The sequence below is a fragment of the Paracoccus sp. NFXS7 genome, from assembly GCF_040148865.1.
In the GTDB taxonomy this organism is placed as follows: Bacteria; Pseudomonadota; Alphaproteobacteria; order Rhodobacterales; family Rhodobacteraceae; genus Paracoccus; species Paracoccus marcusii.
Map to the genome: position 1 here is coordinate 108,388 of NZ_JAKEKV010000007.1, position 14,038 is coordinate 122,425.

Annotated in this window: 15 protein-coding genes; 6 read left to right on the plus strand and 9 right to left on the minus strand. The window is 69.1% G+C overall.

Features of this window, described 5'->3' with window-relative positions; genetic code table 11:
- The first annotated feature begins 4 nt into the window (after positions 1 to 4).
- Positions 5 to 1,660 carry an energy-dependent translational throttle protein EttA gene (gene ettA / locus LZ686_RS12795; protein WP_045983314.1) on the plus strand — a complete coding sequence of 552 codons (1,656 nt, stop codon included), beginning with the start codon at positions 5 to 7 and terminating at the stop codon, positions 1,658 to 1,660.
- A gap of 69 nt (positions 1,661 to 1,729) precedes the next feature.
- On the opposite strand, the gene LZ686_RS12800 is transcribed toward ettA, so the two are convergent.
- The 3 genes from LZ686_RS12800 to LZ686_RS12810 all read right to left on the minus strand — a co-directional run bounded on the left by LZ686_RS12800 (position 1,730) and on the right by LZ686_RS12810 (position 3,177).
- Entirely contained in the window at positions 1,730 to 2,302 is a 573-nt protein-coding gene (locus LZ686_RS12800; protein ID WP_046001250.1) for an outer membrane protein, read from the minus strand.
- A gap of 265 nt (positions 2,303 to 2,567) precedes the next feature.
- Positions 2,568 to 2,777 carry a hypothetical protein gene (locus LZ686_RS12805; RefSeq protein ID WP_045983312.1) on the minus strand — a complete coding sequence of 70 codons (210 nt, stop codon included), beginning with the start codon at positions 2,775 to 2,777 and terminating at the stop codon, positions 2,568 to 2,570.
- Between the two features lie 79 nt (positions 2,778 to 2,856).
- Entirely contained in the window at positions 2,857 to 3,177 is a 321-nt protein-coding gene (locus tag LZ686_RS12810) for an HNH endonuclease family protein (protein ID WP_232303365.1), read from the minus strand.
- A gap of 60 nt (positions 3,178 to 3,237) precedes the next feature.
- Between LZ686_RS12810 and LZ686_RS12815 the strand changes: the two genes are divergently transcribed.
- Positions 3,238 to 3,855 (plus strand): DsbA family protein, encoded by a 618-nt coding sequence (locus tag LZ686_RS12815; RefSeq protein WP_349548051.1) that lies wholly within the window; start codon positions 3,238 to 3,240, stop codon positions 3,853 to 3,855.
- Here the strand turns inward: LZ686_RS12815 and zapE are convergent.
- Positions 3,852 to 4,961 (minus strand): cell division protein ZapE, encoded by a 1,110-nt coding sequence (gene zapE / locus LZ686_RS12820; protein ID WP_349548052.1) that lies wholly within the window; start codon positions 4,959 to 4,961, stop codon positions 3,852 to 3,854. The genes LZ686_RS12815 and zapE overlap by 4 nt on opposite strands.
- Positions 4,962 to 5,092: 131 nt before the next feature.
- On the opposite strand from zapE, the gene LZ686_RS12825 reads away from it, so the two are divergent.
- Entirely contained in the window at positions 5,093 to 5,701 is a 609-nt protein-coding gene (locus LZ686_RS12825; protein WP_349548053.1) for a 5'-methylthioadenosine/S-adenosylhomocysteine nucleosidase, read from the plus strand.
- A 70-nt stretch (positions 5,702 to 5,771) separates the two neighbouring features.
- On the plus strand, positions 5,772 to 7,574 hold the full coding sequence (locus tag LZ686_RS12830; RefSeq protein WP_349548054.1) for an ABC transporter transmembrane domain-containing protein: 1,803 nt from the start codon (positions 5,772 to 5,774) through the stop codon (positions 7,572 to 7,574).
- On the opposite strand, the gene LZ686_RS12835 is transcribed toward LZ686_RS12830, so the two are convergent.
- A complete protein-coding gene (locus tag LZ686_RS12835) occupies positions 7,571 to 8,047 on the minus strand; it encodes a CAP domain-containing protein (protein ID WP_349548055.1) in 477 nt (158 codons plus the stop codon). The genes LZ686_RS12830 and LZ686_RS12835 overlap by 4 nt on opposite strands.
- 57 nt (positions 8,048 to 8,104) lie before the next feature.
- Positions 8,105 to 8,650: a CAP domain-containing protein gene (locus tag LZ686_RS12840; protein ID WP_349548056.1), complete on the minus strand. Its 546-nt coding sequence runs from the start codon at positions 8,648 to 8,650 to the stop codon at positions 8,105 to 8,107.
- Between the two features lie 158 nt (positions 8,651 to 8,808).
- Between LZ686_RS12840 and lysM the strand changes: the two genes are divergently transcribed.
- Positions 8,809 to 9,315, plus strand: a complete 507-nt coding sequence (gene lysM / locus LZ686_RS12845; protein WP_349548057.1) for a peptidoglycan-binding protein LysM — start codon at positions 8,809 to 8,811, stop codon at positions 9,313 to 9,315.
- Positions 9,316 to 9,476: 161 nt separating this feature from the next.
- Positions 9,477 to 11,360 carry an acyl-CoA synthetase gene (locus LZ686_RS12850; RefSeq protein ID WP_349548058.1) on the plus strand — a complete coding sequence of 628 codons (1,884 nt, stop codon included), beginning with the start codon at positions 9,477 to 9,479 and terminating at the stop codon, positions 11,358 to 11,360.
- 19 nt (positions 11,361 to 11,379) lie between these two features.
- Here the strand turns inward: LZ686_RS12850 and LZ686_RS12855 are convergent, their stop codons facing one another.
- The 3 genes from LZ686_RS12855 to accD are packed head-to-tail and all read right to left on the minus strand — an operon-like array spanning position 11,380 to position 14,036.
- Entirely contained in the window at positions 11,380 to 11,745 is a 366-nt protein-coding gene (locus tag LZ686_RS12855) for a DUF983 domain-containing protein (protein WP_045982397.1), read from the minus strand.
- 26 nt (positions 11,746 to 11,771) lie between these two features.
- Complete coding sequence (locus tag LZ686_RS12860; RefSeq protein WP_349548059.1) at positions 11,772 to 13,040, minus strand: bifunctional folylpolyglutamate synthase/dihydrofolate synthase; 1,269 nt, start codon at positions 13,038 to 13,040, stop codon at positions 11,772 to 11,774.
- Positions 13,041 to 13,094: 54 nt separating this feature from the next.
- The gene (accD, locus tag LZ686_RS12865; protein ID WP_045982399.1) at positions 13,095 to 14,036 is read right to left on the minus strand and encodes an acetyl-CoA carboxylase, carboxyltransferase subunit beta; all 942 of its coding nucleotides are present in this window, start codon (positions 14,034 to 14,036) and stop codon (positions 13,095 to 13,097) included.
- Between the last annotated feature and the right edge of the window lie 2 nt (positions 14,037 to 14,038).

Consider the following 14,038-nt stretch of genomic DNA (forward strand, 5'->3'; position numbering starts at 1 on the left):
TCCGATGGCGTCCTATCAGTTCGTCTACCACATGGACGGCGTGTCCAAGACCTATCCCGGCGGCAAGAAGGTGTTTGAGAACATCAAGCTGAACTTCCTTCCGGGCGTCAAGATCGGCGTCGTCGGCGTCAACGGATCGGGCAAATCCAGCCTGATGCGCGTGATGGCCGGCATCGACAAGGATTTCACCGGCGAGGCCTGGGCCGCCAAGGGTGCGACCGTCGGTTATCTGCCGCAGGAGCCGCATCTGGACGAAAGCCTGGACGTGCGCGGCAACGTCATGCTGGGGGTCGCGGCCAAGCAGGCCAAGCTGGACCGCTATAACGAGCTGGCGATGAACTACTCGGACGAGACCGCCGAGGAGATGTCCGCCCTGCAGGACCAGATCGACGCCGAGAACCTGTGGGACCTGGACAGCCAGGTCGATGTCGCGATGGAGGCCCTGCGCTGCCCGCCCGACGACGCCGATGTCAGCACCCTGTCGGGCGGCGAACGCCGCCGGGTCGCGCTGTGCAAGCTGCTGCTTGAGGCGCCGGACATGCTGCTGCTGGACGAACCGACCAACCACCTGGACGCCGAGACCATCGCCTGGCTGCAAAAGCACCTGATCGAGTACAAGGGCACGATCCTGATCGTCACCCACGACCGCTATTTCCTGGACGACATCACGACCTGGATCCTGGAGCTGGAGCGCGGCCGCGGCATCCCGCACGAGGGGAACTATTCCTCGTGGCTGGACGCCAAGGCCAAGCGCGTGGCGCAGGAGGCCCGCGAGGACAAGTCCAAGCAGAAGGTCCTTGAGAAGGAGCTGGAATGGATCCGCGCCGGCGCCAAGGCCCGTCAGGCCAAGCAGAAGGCCCGCGTCAACGCCTATAACGAGATGGCCAACAAGACCGAGAAGGAGCGCATCACCAGCGCCCAGATCATCATCCCGAACGGCGAGCGCCTGGGCGGCAAGGTGATCGAGGTCATCGGCCTGAAGAAGGCGATGGGTGACAAGCTGCTGATTGAGAACCTGGACTTCACCATCCCGCCCGGCGGCATCGTCGGCGTGATCGGTCCGAACGGCGCGGGCAAGTCGACGCTGTTCCGCATGCTGACCGGCCAGGAGCAGCCCGACGAGGGCACGATCACCCTGGGCGAGACGGTGCAGCTGTCCTATGTCGACCAGTCGCGCGACGCGCTGGGCGACAACCACAACGTCTGGGAGGAGATCAGCGGCGGCGCCGAGCTGATCGCCCTGGGCGACGCGACGATGAACAGCCGCGCCTATTGCAGCGCCTTCAACTTCAAGGGCAGCGACCAGCAGAAGAAGGTCGGCACCCTGTCGGGCGGCGAACGCAACCGCGTGCACATGGCCAAGCTGCTGAAGTCGGGCGGCAACGTGCTGCTGCTGGACGAACCGACCAACGACCTGGACGTCGAGACGCTGCAGGCGCTGGAGGCGGCGCTGGACGATTTCGCGGGCTGCGCGGTGATCATCAGCCACGACCGCTTCTTCCTGGACCGTCTGTGCACGCACATCCTGGCGTTCGAGGGCGACGCGCATGTCGAATGGTTCGAAGGCAACTTCGAGGCCTACGAGGAGGACAAGATCCGCCGCCTGGGCCCTGATTCGGTGAACCCCAAGCGCGTGAAGTACAAGAAGTTCACACGCTGATCGCACCTGTTGCGGCAATGAAAAAGGCGGCCCCCGCGGGGGCCGCCTTTCGCATTCGGACCGTTTCGATCAGAACCGGAACGAGGCGCGCACCTGCACCATGTCGGAATCGATGTCGAAACCCGACACGTCGTTGACGTCGTCGAAGTCCTGGCGGGTGTATTCCGCGCCCAGGGTCATGCGCTCGGTGACCTTGAAGTCGGCGCCGATGCCATAGGTGAAGGCGGTTTCGGACAGGTCGTCCGTTTCGACGTGCGCAGCGCCCAGAGAGACGTAGGGCATGAAGCGGCCCAGGTCATAGCCCGCGCGGCCGCGCAGCCGGACCAGGTCGCCTTCGCCGGCCTCGTCCAGGTCGATGCGGTTGTAGTCCAGCTCGCCGCCCAGGACGAACTGGCCGAAATCGCGGTTGTAGCCGCCGTGGACGCCGTAGGCATCGAAGTCCAGCGAGTCGGCGTCGCTCAGGTCGGCATCGCCCTGGCCGTACTGCAGACCGGCATAGAAGCCGGTCCAGTCGGACACGGGTGCCGCGACGGGGGCGACGACGGGTGCGGGGGCGGGCTCGACCACGGGGGCGACATAGCCGCCGGCATGGGCGGTGACGGCGAACAGGCTTGCGCCCAGGGTTGCGAATGCAAGTTTCATGATGGGGGTCCTTCTCAGTCTGATGACGGGGCAGACCTAACCGTCTGACCCTGCTGCCGAAAGGTTGACGCCCGGGATGCCCGTGCGCGGCGTTGCATGGTCGCAACCACAGGCTTGTGAACCCGCGTGAGCGACGCCAGCCGAACCCGTGCATGGGGCCGCACAGGGGGCCTGTGCAGATCACGACCTGCCACCGCGGCGCATGTGCGCAGGCCGAGACGCGCGGTTCACCGCCTGCGCGGACCTTGTCGAGGCCGTGCGCCTGTCAGGATGTGACCTGCCGGGCCCCGCCGCAGGACCGCTTGCCGGTCATGGCCGGATTGGTCGGCAGGGGGGCATCGGGGGTGCGGGCGTCCTGGGGGGCGGGGATCACGATGGGCGCGGGCGCCGGGGCCTGGGGCGGCCCGGTCTGGGCCCAGGCCGCCGGGGCGGTCAGGGCACCCAAGGCCAGCGCGGTCAGGAACGATCGGGGCATGGGACAGTCCTTTCGCAGGGGACGACTGTCTCAGGGTGCGCCCGAATCACGCTTCCGCAAAGCGGAAAAACCGATGGTATCAGCGCGTCTTTCCGGAAAACCCCGGCGGGCGGCGGGCGATCCAGGCCCAGAACGGGGCCAGGTCGGGATGGGTGCGCAGCGCCTCGACCGTGTTCACGTTTCGCGCCAGCTCCGTCTCGCGCAGGGTCTTGTGGATCGTCTTGTGGCAGATGTGGTGCAGCAGCACCGTGGGGCCCCCCTTGCCGCCGCGCAGCTTGGGGATCAGGTGATGGCGGCTTTGCGGCACGTCGGGCGGGATCGGGCGCAGGCACAGCGGGCAGACCGGGTCGGGGTCTGACGCCATCGTGACCTCTGGTTCGGTATATCTGGATTTACGCATCTGTCCGCCGTCGGTTAGGCCGAAGGACATCTGACCCCGGACCCGCCGAAAGGACAAGCCATGCCGACCCGCCGTTTCCTTCTGGCCTCTGCCGGCGCCTTCGCGGCGATGCCCGCCTTTGCGCAGGACCGCCCCAACCCGATGCCCGAGGAGTTGCGCCAGGCGCTGGAACGCGACCCGACCGCACCGGTGCTGGGCAATCCCGACGGCAACATCACCCTGACCGAGTTCTTCGATTACAACTGTCCGCACTGCAAGACGATGCTGCCGCTGATGTCGGAACTGGTCCGGTCGGACCCGCAGCTGCGGGTGGTGCTGCGCGAATGGCCGGTCTTCGGTCCCGGATCGGAATTCGCGGCGCGCGCGTCGTTGGCGACGCTGCCCACGGGGAACTACTGGCGGCTGCACGCCGCCCTGCTGGGCATGCGCGCCCGCGCCGAGGAGGCGACCGTGATGCGCGTTGTCCGCGATCTGGGCCTGGACGAGGCCGCGATCCGCACGGGCATGCAGGCCGATGCCGTCGAACGCCACATCACCTACAGCCACCTGCTGGGCGACCACATGGGGCTGATGGGGACGCCAAGCTTCATTTGCGGGGACGAGGCCGCGTTCGGCGCGATGACGCTGGAGGAGCTGCGCGCGTTGGTCCAGCGCGGACGGCGGACGATGGGGGTCTAGTCCCCCGCCGGGTCACGCCGACCCCACGCGGCGTCCTGCATCTCGCGCAGGCGGGATGCGGTTCGTTCGAACTCGAAGCTGCCTTCGCCCTCGTTGTACAGCTGTTCGGGCTGGTCCGCGCCGCTGGCGATCAGTCGGACCCGCGCCTCGTAAAGCGCGTCGATCAGCGTCACGAAGCGCTTGGCCTCGTTATAGTTCGACGCCGACAGCCGCGGCACGCCGTCGATCAGCAGCACGTCGACCGCGCGTGCCACCGCCAGGTAATCCGCGGGCCCAAGCGGCTTGCCGCACAGGTCCCAGAAGCTGGACCGTGCCGCACGCCCGACATGGGCGGGCAGGGTGACCTGGCGCCCCTGCACGGTCAGGACCAGCGGTTCGGGCGTGGCGTCGCCGGTCAACTCGGCCCAGACGGCGTCCAGTTCGGCCCGTGCCGCCGCATCGGCGGGGGCGAACCAGACCTGGCCGCCCTGGCGGTTCTGGCGATAGTCGGTGCGGCTGTCCAGGCACACCACCTCCATCCGCTGGCGGATCAGCGCGATGAAGGGCAGGAACAGCTGGCGGTTCAGCCCATGCTTGTACAGGTCGTCCGGTTCGCGGTTCGACGTTGTGACCACCGTCACCCCCTGGTCGAACAGAACCTGGAACAGCCGCCCCACGATCATCGCGTCGGCGATGTCGGTGATCTGCATCTCGTCAAAGCACAGCAGGCGGACCTGCGCCGCCACGGCCTCGGCCACGGGGCGGACGGTGTCCTGCTCTCCGCGCTTGCGTGCCTCGTTCAGGCCGGCCTGGATCTCCTGCATGAATTCGTGGAAATGCACCCGCCGGGTGGGAATGTCGCCTGCCGCGTCGGCCATCAGGTCCATCAGCATGGACTTGCCGCGCCCCACGCCGCCCCACAGATACAACCCCTGCACCGCGGGCACCGGATCGGGGCTGCCCACGCCCAAAAAGGCCCGCCACGCCGATCGCGGTTTCTGCGGCGGTGCCGCCTGCAGCTGACCCAGAACGCGGTCCATGTGCGGCAGCACCGCTGCCTGCGCGTCGTCGTGGCGCAGCGCGCCCGATGCGATGCGCTGGCGGTAAAGATCGCTGACCTTGCCCATGGCGTGCCCCTGTCCTGTGACCGATGCACCCCTGCCACGGCGCGGCCCGTGCCCGCAAGGGTCTGCGGCCTTGACCACCGCGGCGTGCCCGTGCGACGCCCGACGCGATCCCCGCTGACGAAGGTGCGCCGATGACCGACCTGCCGATCCTGTTCGTGATGGCCGCCCAGCCCGAATACGGCCCGGCCCTGCGCGCGCGCATCCAGCCGCTGATGACCGGCATCGGCCCGATCGAGGCCGCGGTGCAGCTGACCGCCGCGCTGGCCCGCATGGACCGGCTGCCCCGGTTGATCGTGTCGCTGGGGTCGGCCGGGTCCGCGCGTCTGGCCCAGACCGAGGTCTATCAGGTGGGCGCCGTCGCCTGGCGCGACATGGATGCCAGCGCGCTGGGGTTCGCGAGGGGCTGCACGCCGCTTCTGGACCTGCCGCGGGTGATCGACCTGCCGCACCGCATCCCCGGCCTGCCGGTGGCCAGCCTGTCCACCGGCGCCGACACCGTCAGCGGCCCGGCCTATGCCGCGATCGAGGAGGACATGGTCGACATGGAGACCTTTGCCCACCTGCGCGCCGCCCAGAATTTCGGCGTGCCGCTGATCGGGCTGCGCGGCATCTCCGACGGGGCGGCCGATCTGGGCGGGATGGACGACTGGACCCGCTATCTTCAGGTGATCGACGGCAAGCTGGCCGCGGCGGTGGACCTGCTGCACAAGGCGCTGGCCCAGGGGCGGCTGGTCCTGTGACAGGGCGCACGCTTGTCCTTGGGGCGGCGGCCCCCTAAACCGGGGCGGCAACGGACAAAGACGGGCAAGCATGGCACGCGGCGCAAGCAATCTGGAAGACCGGCCCACCAGCCGGCGGGTGGGGGCGCTTGGCGCGCTTTGGCCGTTCGTCCGGCCCTATCGCGGGCAGATGGTGCTGGCGCTGGTAGCGCTGGTGCTGACATCGGCGATCAGCCTGATCCTGCCACTGGCCGCACGCCGGGTGGTCGACAATTTCGACGACGGCGCGGGCCTTCTGGACAAGTATTTCGGCGCGGCCCTGATGATTGTGGCGCTGCTGGCCCTGGGCACGGCGGCGCGGTACTTCTTCGTGACACGGCTGGGCGAACGGGTCGTGGCCGACATCCGCAAGGCCGTCTATGCCCGCGTGATCACCCTGTCGCCCGCCTTCTTCGAACGCGTGATGACAGGGGAAATCCTGTCGCGCATCACCACCGACACCACGCTGATCCAGTCGGTCGTGGGGTCGTCGCTGTCCATCGCGCTGCGCAACATGCTGATCCTGGCGGGGGGCATGGCGATGCTGGCCTGGACCTCGGTCAAGCTGATGGGACTGGTGCTGCTGATCGTGCCCGCCATCCTGATCCCGATCATCGTGCTGGGACGCCGCCTGCGCGCCCTGTCGCGCGCCAACCAGGACTGGATCGCCGCATCCTCGGGCACCGCCTCCGAAACCCTGCTGGCCGCCCAGACCATCCAGGCCTACACCGCCGAGGCGCGCAGCATGGTGCGCTTTGACGAGGTGACCGAACAGTCCTATGTCGTGGCCCGTACCCGCATCGGCACCCGCGCGGTGATGACCGCCATCGTGATCTTCCTGATCTTTGCGGGCGTGATCGGCGTGCTGTGGGTCGGTGCCCGCGACGTCCAGGACGGGGTGATGACCGCGGGCCAGCTGGTGCAGTTCGTGATCTATGCGATCCTGGTCGCGGGCGCGGCTGGCGCGCTGTCCGAGATCTGGGGCGAACTGCAACGCGCCGCCGGGGCGACCGAACGCCTGGCCGAACTGCTGTCCGCGACAGACACGCTGACCGATCCGGCGCGCCCGGTGCCCCTGCTGCTGCCCGTGCGCGGAGAGATCGTGCTGGAGGGGGTGGCCTTCAGCTTTCCCTCGCGTCCCGACGCCCCGGCCCTGCACGGGATCGACCTGACCATCCGGCCGGGGGAGACCGTGGCGCTGGTCGGCCCGTCTGGGGCGGGCAAGACGACCGTGATCCAGCTGATCCAGCGGTTCTGGGACCCGCAATCGGGTCGCGTGACGATGGACGGCACCGACCTGCGCCAGCTGGCGCGCGTCGATCTGCGCAGCCATATCGCGCTGGTTCCCCAGGACCCGGTGATCTTTGCCGCATCCGCCGCCGACAACATCCGCCTTGGCCGCCCCGACGCGACCGACGCGCAGGTGCAGGCCGCGGCGCGGGCGGCGCATGCGCATGACTTCATCGCGGCCCTGCCGCAGGGATATGACACCGCATTGGGTGAACGCGGCGTGATGCTGTCCGGCGGTCAGCGCCAGCGCGTGGCCATCGCCCGCGCGATCCTGCGCGACGCGCCGGTCCTGCTGCTGGACGAGGCGACCAGCGCGCTGGACGCGGAATCCGAATCACTGGTCCAGGCCGCCGTCAGCCGACTGGCCGAGGGGCGCACGACCGTCGTCGTGGCCCACCGCCTGGCGACGGTCAAGAAGGCCGACCGGATCGTGGTCCTGGATCAGGGCCGGATCGTGGCCACCGGCAGCCATGACGAACTGGTCGCGCAGGGCGGGCTCTATGCGCGCCTGGCGCGGATGCAGTTCACCGACGGGCCGGGCGACAGGCCGGCCGACCCCGCCTAGCGCGGGGCGGCCAGCACCATCGCCCAGAACACCGTCCGCCCGTCCGCCGCCAGCGCCTGGCCGATGCCCACGTGGCGCACCCGCGCATGCAGCATGTTCGACCGGTGCCCCGCCGACCGCGCCCAGCTGCGCATCGCGGCGCCCGCGTCGCGCTGGCCCGCGGCGATGTTCTCGGCCACGATGGAGGCGGCATAGCCCGCCGACCGGGCGCGCGCCTTGACGCCCCCGCCGCCCCGATGGCTGAGCCTGCCGCGGGCGGCCATCTCGCACGCCTGGCGGGTCGCCGCCGCCGTCAACGCGGGATCAACCGTCACCGCGCCCAGCCCGGCCTGGGCCCGCATCTGGCTGACGGAGGACGCGATCGCCTGGCTGGCCCGGGGCGGGGGCGTGGCGCAGGATGTCGACGCATGGGCCGGCCATGCGCCGGCCACGATCAGCGCCAGCGCGGCGATGCGGTTGAAATGTCGGGTCATCCGATCCTCTTCGTTGTGGTCATCCGAACGGGTCGGGCCGCAGGTCATGCCCGCGGCCTAACGGGGGGCCGCATAGACGGCGGCCCAATAGGTCGTGCGCCCGTCCTGGGACGTCGCCTGTCCCACGCCGAAATCGCGCACCTGCGGCAGCATGATGTTGGCGTGATGCCCCGGCGAGGCCGTCCATTCCGACAGCACCCGCGGCAGCGAGAACGGCCCCGCGGCGATATTCTCGGCCGAGACGGTGGGCTGATAGCCCGCCTGCTTCAGGCGCATGGCGGGTCCGGTGGTGGTGCTGCCCAGATGGGTCATGCGCCCGCGCTGCGCCATGTCGCAGGCATGGCGCGCCGCGACCCGGGCCAGCTGGGGGTCGGCGCGCAGCGGCGTCAGGCCGGCGCGGGCCCGCGCGCGGTTGCTCACCTGCGCCGCCATCGCGTTCCGGTCCGGCGCCGTCGCGCCGCATTGCGCGGGTCCGGGCGGGCCGACCTGGACCGCGTGGGGGTCGTGTCCCACCGGCGCCTGCGGGGTGGCCGCGCATCCCGCCAGCAGCGCCGCGCCCAGGATCATCAGCGATCCCCGTCCGTATCCTGTCCAGTTCGTCATGCCCTGCGGTGACCCCGTTTCCAAGCGCGCCTTGGTTCTTATAGCCGCCCCGGGTTAACAAGCGCTTTCGCCCCGATGCGGCCATGGCGCCCTGGTTTGGCGGAACTGTGCCGACATGGCGGTCGTTCGGTGGCGGAACATCACAAGGACCTTTGCACATGGCCATCTGGGATTTCGTGAAAGACGCGGGCAAGTCGGTCTTCGGCAAGGCCGAGGCCGCCACGCCCAAGCCCGCCGTCGCGGCCCCTGCCGCAGCCCCCGCCGCCGCGCAGCCCGCGGCCCAGGACGACACGCAGCGCAAGGTCGCGGCGCTGAAGGCGGAACTGCGCGCGCTGAACCTGGACGGCGACGACGTGCACCTGCGCCTGCGCGGCGACACGGTGGTCGTCGAATCCAAGGGCGCCGACCGCGAGACACTGGAAAAGCTGATCCTGGCCGTCGGCAACATCGAGGGCATCGCCAAGGTCGAGGCCGACCTGCCCGCCGACTCCCCCCAACCCGTCTTCCACACCGTGAAGAAGGGAGAGACCCTGTCCGCCATCGCCAAGGAGCACCTGGGCAACGCGAACAAGTACGCCGCGATCTTCGAGGCGAACCGCCCGATGCTGAGCGATCCCGACAAGATCTATCCGGGCCAGGTCCTGCGCATTCCCGCCGCGGACTGACCACCCCGGTCGGACCGTCATGACGCCGCGTCGGCCATCGGTTGACGCGGCGTTTTCACATGCGGCGGACCGGTCGGGACTTGCCCCGCCCGGCCTTGTCGGACCATCCTGACCCGCAGGGAGGGGCCGCAGCCGATGCGGCCCGACAGCAGGGGGACCAGATGGGCAAGTTCGGCAGCTATGCGGACCGCGACAGGATCGAACAGGAAGGCAGCTTTGACGCGCGCGGCCTGCCGGTCACGATCTATGAATTCCTGTCGCGCACGGCCGAGCGGTTCCCGCAGCGGCCCGCGATCTCGTTCCAGCTGCTGTCCGGGCCCAAGGACCACGCCGTCACCCTGTCCTGGCAGGACCTTCTGGAACGCGTGACCGAAACCGCCAACCTGTTCCGCAGCCTGGGCGTGGGGCCAACCGACACCGTCGCGTACCTTCTGCCCAACAGCATCGAGACGCCGGTGGTCCTGCTGGCCGGGGCCACGGCGGGGATCGTGAACCCGATCAACCCGCTGCTGGATGCAACCCAGATCGCCGGCATCCTGCGCGAGACGAATGCCAAGGTGCTGGTCACGCTGAAGGCCTTCCCCAAGACCGACGTGGCGCAGAAGGCCGCCGAGGCGGTGGCCCAGGCCCCGAACGTCACCCATGTGGTCGAGGTCGACCTGAACCGCCATCTGCGCGGCCTGAAACGCTTTATCGTGCCGCTGATCCGCCCCAAGGTGAAGGTCCGGCACAAGGCCAAGGTCCTGGATTTCGAGGCCGCGACCAGCGCGAGGAAGCACACCGCCCTGGATTTCGACGACCCCAAGCAGGATCGCGTCGCCGCCTATTTCCACACCGGCGGCACCACCGGCACGCCCAAGGTCGCGCAGCACAAGTACAGCGGCATGATCTATAACGGCTGGCTGGGGGGCACGCTGCTGTTCGATGAGACCGACGTGCTGATGTGCCCGCTGCCGATGTTCCATGTCTTTGCGGCCTATCCGGTGCTGATGTCCTGCATCGCGTCAGGCGCGCATGTGGTGATGCCCACGCCCGCCGGATACCGGGGCGACGGGGTCTTCGACAACTTCTGGAAGCTGATCGAGCGGTGGCAGGCGACGTTCCTGATCACCGTGCCCACGGCCATCGCCGCCCTGATGCAGCGTCCGGTCAACGCCGATGTGGGCAGCCTGAAGACCGCCATCTCGGGTTCGGCGCCGCTGCCGATCGAGCTGTATAACCGCTTCAAGGCGGCCACCGGGGTGGAGATCGCCGAAGGCTACGGCCTGACCGAGGCCACCTGCCTGGTCAGCTGCAACCCGGTGGACGGGCTGAAGAAGGTGGGCTCGGTGGGCATCCCGCTGCCGCACACGCATGTGCGCATCCTGAACCACGACGATGCGGGCCGGGTGCATGAATGCCCCACCGATGTCGTCGGAGAGATCTGCGTCGCCAATCCCGGCGTCTTCCCCGGCTCGACCTATACCGAGGCCGACAAGAACCATAAGCTGTTCGCCGACGATCGGTACCTGCGCACGGGCGATCTGGGCCGGATCGACGCGGACGGCTATCTGTGGATCACCGGGCGGGCCAAGGACCTGATCATCCGCGGCGGCCACAACATCGACCCCGCCGAGATCGAGGAGGGGATGCTGTCGCACCCCGCCGTCGCGTTCGCCGGCGCCATCGGCCAGCCCGACGCCTTCGCGGGCGAACTGCCCTGCGTCTATGTGGAACTGGTTGGCGGAGCCACGGTGACCGTGGACGAACTGGCGGCCCATGCCCGCGACCACATCCATGAACGCGCCGCCGTCCCCAAGCATATCGAGATCCTGTCGGAGCTGCCCAAGACCGCGGTCGGCAAGATCTTCAAGCCTAGCCTGCGCCGCCTGGCCATCAGCCGCGTCTATGACGCAGCCCTGCAGGGCACCGGCGCCCGCGTGGTCGAGGTGCGCGAGGACAAGAAGCGCGGGTTGGTCGCCCGCCTGTCGCGCGAGGGCAACGTCGCCGAGGATCAGGTCCGCGAGAGGCTGGGCCAGTTCACGACGCCCTGGGACTGGGCGTGACGGCGGGGACCGGGGGCCGTCAGGCGCCCCGGTCCTGTTCGTCCTTGGCCCACAGATAGCCGATGAAGGCGCCCTTGATCAGGCGCAGCAGCACAAGTGTCATCACCGTGGTGATCAGCCCGGTGACCGCCAGTAGCGTCGCGGGTTCGGGGCGCCAGACGTTCCAGATGATGCCGAACAGCGGGATCAGCACCAGCAGCATCACCGTCATGGTGAAGAACGCCGGCCCGTCCGCCGCCGGATAGCGGGACAGGGGCGCCTGGCAATGCGCGCAGACCGGGTTCACCTTCAGATAGCCCTGCATCAGCTGCCCCTCTCCGCAGGACGGGCAGCGGTTCATGACGCCCCGCAGGATGGCGGCGCGGCTGTCTCGGATCTGGGTCATGTGCTGTCCTTGGGTTCGGGCGTGGCCTAGCCGTTGTCGCGCAGGATGCGCCCGGCCAGATACAGGGATCCGCAGATCAGGATACGCGCGCCGGGGTGGCGGGTCACCAGCCGTTCCACCGCCTGCGCGGCATCCTGGGCCACATGCGCGGTCATGCCGACCTGGCGCGCGGCGTCGGCGGTCTGGGTGGCGGGCAGGGTGTTCGGCTCTCCGGGGATGTCGATGGCGGTCAGGCCGGCGGCGTGGTCGGCCAGCGGACGCAGATAGCCCGCGACATCCTTGGTGTTCAGCATGCCGCAGACCAGATGCGTCGGGCGTGCGGGCATCGCGGCCAGGGTCGCGGCCAGCGCCTGCCCGCCCGCCGGGTTGTGCCCGCCGTCCAGCCACAGCTCTGCCCCCTGGGCCAGATCGACCAGCGGACCGTGGCGCAGGCGCTGCATCCGGGCGGGCCATTCGGCCTGCGTGACGGCGGCGCGGGCCTGCGCGTCGGTGGCACCAAGCGCGCGCAGGGCGGCCAGCGCGGTGCCCGCGTTCTGGACCTGGTGCGGGCCGATCAGCTTCGGGCGGGGCAGGTCCCACAGCCCGTGATCGTCCTGGAACACCATGCCGTCGCGTTCGGGCTGGATCATCCAGTGCTGGCCATGTGCGACGATGGGCGCGGACAGGCCCATGGCGCGCGCCTCGATCACGCGCAGGGCATCGTCGTCCTGGGGGCCGACGATGACGGGGACGCGGGGCTTGATGATGCCGGCCTTTTCGGCGGCGATCAGGGGCAGCGTCTCTCCCAAGTACTGGGTGTGGTCGATCGAGACCGGCGTGATGACCGTCAGGCGCGGCGCGTCGATGACATTGGTGGCGTCCAGCCGGCCGCCCAGGCCGACCTCGAGCAGGGTGTAGTCGGCGGGGCTGCGGGCGAAGGCCAGGAAGGCGGCGGCGGTCGTGATCTCGAAGAAGGTGATGGGCTGGCCGTCATTGGCGGCCTCGACCTCGGCCAGAAGGGCGGCCAGGGCGTCGTCGGCGATCAGGCTGCCGGCCAGGCGGATGCGCTCGCGGAACTGCGCCAGATGCGGCGAGGTATAGGCATGGACGCGCGCGCCCCCGGCCTCGAGCCCGGCGCGCATCATGGCCTGGGTGCTGCCCTTGCCGTTCGTGCCCGCGATATGGATGACCGGGGGGATGGCGCGTTGGGGATGGCCCAAGGCCGCCAGCAGCCGGTGCATGCGGTCCAGCGACAGGTCGATCACCTTGGGGTGCAGCGCCATGAGGCGCGACAGGATCGCATCGGATGTGGTCATGTCATGCACCGGGGGCCAGCCCCCGGACCCCCGGGGTATTTCGACAAAGAAGAATTACTCGGCCGGGGCCGGCGCAGGCGTGGGAGCCGGCGCCGGGATCGGGTCGTTGACCGGTTCGGGCGCTGGCAGGTCGGCGCGGGTGGGGGCGGGCAGGCCGCCCAGCATCCGCAGGATCGAGACCAGTTCGTCGCGCAGCTTGCCGCGATGGGTCACGCGGTCCAGCATGCCGTGTTCCAGCAGGTATTCGGCGCGCTGGAACCCTTCGGGCAGCTTCTCGCGGATCGTCTGTTCAATCACGCGCGGGCCGGCAAAGCAGATCAGCGCGTTGGGTTCGGCGATGTGGATGTCGCCCAGCATGGCATAGCTGGCGGTGACGCCGCCCGTGGTCGGGTGGGTCAGCACGACGATGTAGGGGATGCCGGCCTCGCGCAGCATCTCGACCGCGACGGTGGTGCGGGGCATCTGCATCAGGGACAGGATCCCCTCCTGCATGCGGGCGCCGCCCGCTGCGGAGAAGAGGATCATCGGCTTTCGAACCTTGATCGCCCGTTCGGCGGCCGCCACGATCGCATTGCCCACATACATGCCCATGGACCCGCCCATGAAGCTGAAGTCCTGGCCCACGGCGATGACCGGGGTGCGGCCGATCTCTCCCTCGGCGACCAGCATGGCCTCCTTTTCGCCGGTGGATTTCTGCGCGGCCTTCATGCGGTCGGGGTATTTCTTCTGATCGCGGAACTGCAGCGGGTCTGCGATGGGCTCGGGGACCTTGACCTCGACGAAGGCGCCGCCGTCGAACAGCGCACCGAAGCGGTCTCGCGGCGTGATCGCCATGTGGTGATCGCAGTTCGTGCAGACGTTCAGGTTGTCCGACAATTCGCGGTGGAACAGCATCGTCCCGCATTCGGGGCATTTCGTCCACAGGTTCTCGGGGACTTCGCGCCGCGAGAACAGCGAGTTGATGCGCGGGCGGACGTAGTTCGTGATCCAGTTCATCG

Bases quoted from the DNA above. Each gene is read 5' to 3' on its own strand.
- ettA (WP_045983314.1), top strand. From the start codon at position 5: ATGGCGTCCTATCAGTTCGTCTACCACATGGACGGCGTGTCCAAGACC.
- LZ686_RS12800 (WP_046001250.1), bottom strand. From the start codon at position 2,302: ATGAAACTTGCATTCGCAACCCTGGGCGCAAGCCTGTTCGCCGTCACC.
- LZ686_RS12805 (WP_045983312.1), bottom strand. From the start codon at position 2,777: ATGCCCCGATCGTTCCTGACCGCGCTGGCCTTGGGTGCCCTGACCGCC.
- LZ686_RS12810 (WP_232303365.1), bottom strand. From the start codon at position 3,177: ATGCGTAAATCCAGATATACCGAACCAGAGGTCACGATGGCGTCAGAC.
- LZ686_RS12815 (WP_349548051.1), top strand. From the start codon at position 3,238: ATGCCGACCCGCCGTTTCCTTCTGGCCTCTGCCGGCGCCTTCGCGGCG.
- zapE (WP_349548052.1), bottom strand. From the start codon at position 4,961: ATGGGCAAGGTCAGCGATCTTTACCGCCAGCGCATCGCATCGGGCGCG.
- LZ686_RS12825 (WP_349548053.1), top strand. From the start codon at position 5,093: ATGACCGACCTGCCGATCCTGTTCGTGATGGCCGCCCAGCCCGAATAC.
- LZ686_RS12830 (WP_349548054.1), top strand. From the start codon at position 5,772: ATGGCACGCGGCGCAAGCAATCTGGAAGACCGGCCCACCAGCCGGCGG.
- LZ686_RS12835 (WP_349548055.1), bottom strand. From the start codon at position 8,047: ATGACCCGACATTTCAACCGCATCGCCGCGCTGGCGCTGATCGTGGCC.
- LZ686_RS12840 (WP_349548056.1), bottom strand. From the start codon at position 8,650: ATGACGAACTGGACAGGATACGGACGGGGATCGCTGATGATCCTGGGC.
- lysM (WP_349548057.1), top strand. From the start codon at position 8,809: ATGGCCATCTGGGATTTCGTGAAAGACGCGGGCAAGTCGGTCTTCGGC.
- LZ686_RS12850 (WP_349548058.1), top strand. From the start codon at position 9,477: ATGGGCAAGTTCGGCAGCTATGCGGACCGCGACAGGATCGAACAGGAA.
- LZ686_RS12855 (WP_045982397.1), bottom strand. From the start codon at position 11,745: ATGACCCAGATCCGAGACAGCCGCGCCGCCATCCTGCGGGGCGTCATG.
- LZ686_RS12860 (WP_349548059.1), bottom strand. From the start codon at position 13,040: ATGACCACATCCGATGCGATCCTGTCGCGCCTCATGGCGCTGCACCCC.
- accD (WP_045982399.1), bottom strand. From the start codon at position 14,036: ATGAACTGGATCACGAACTACGTCCGCCCGCGCATCAACTCGCTGTTC.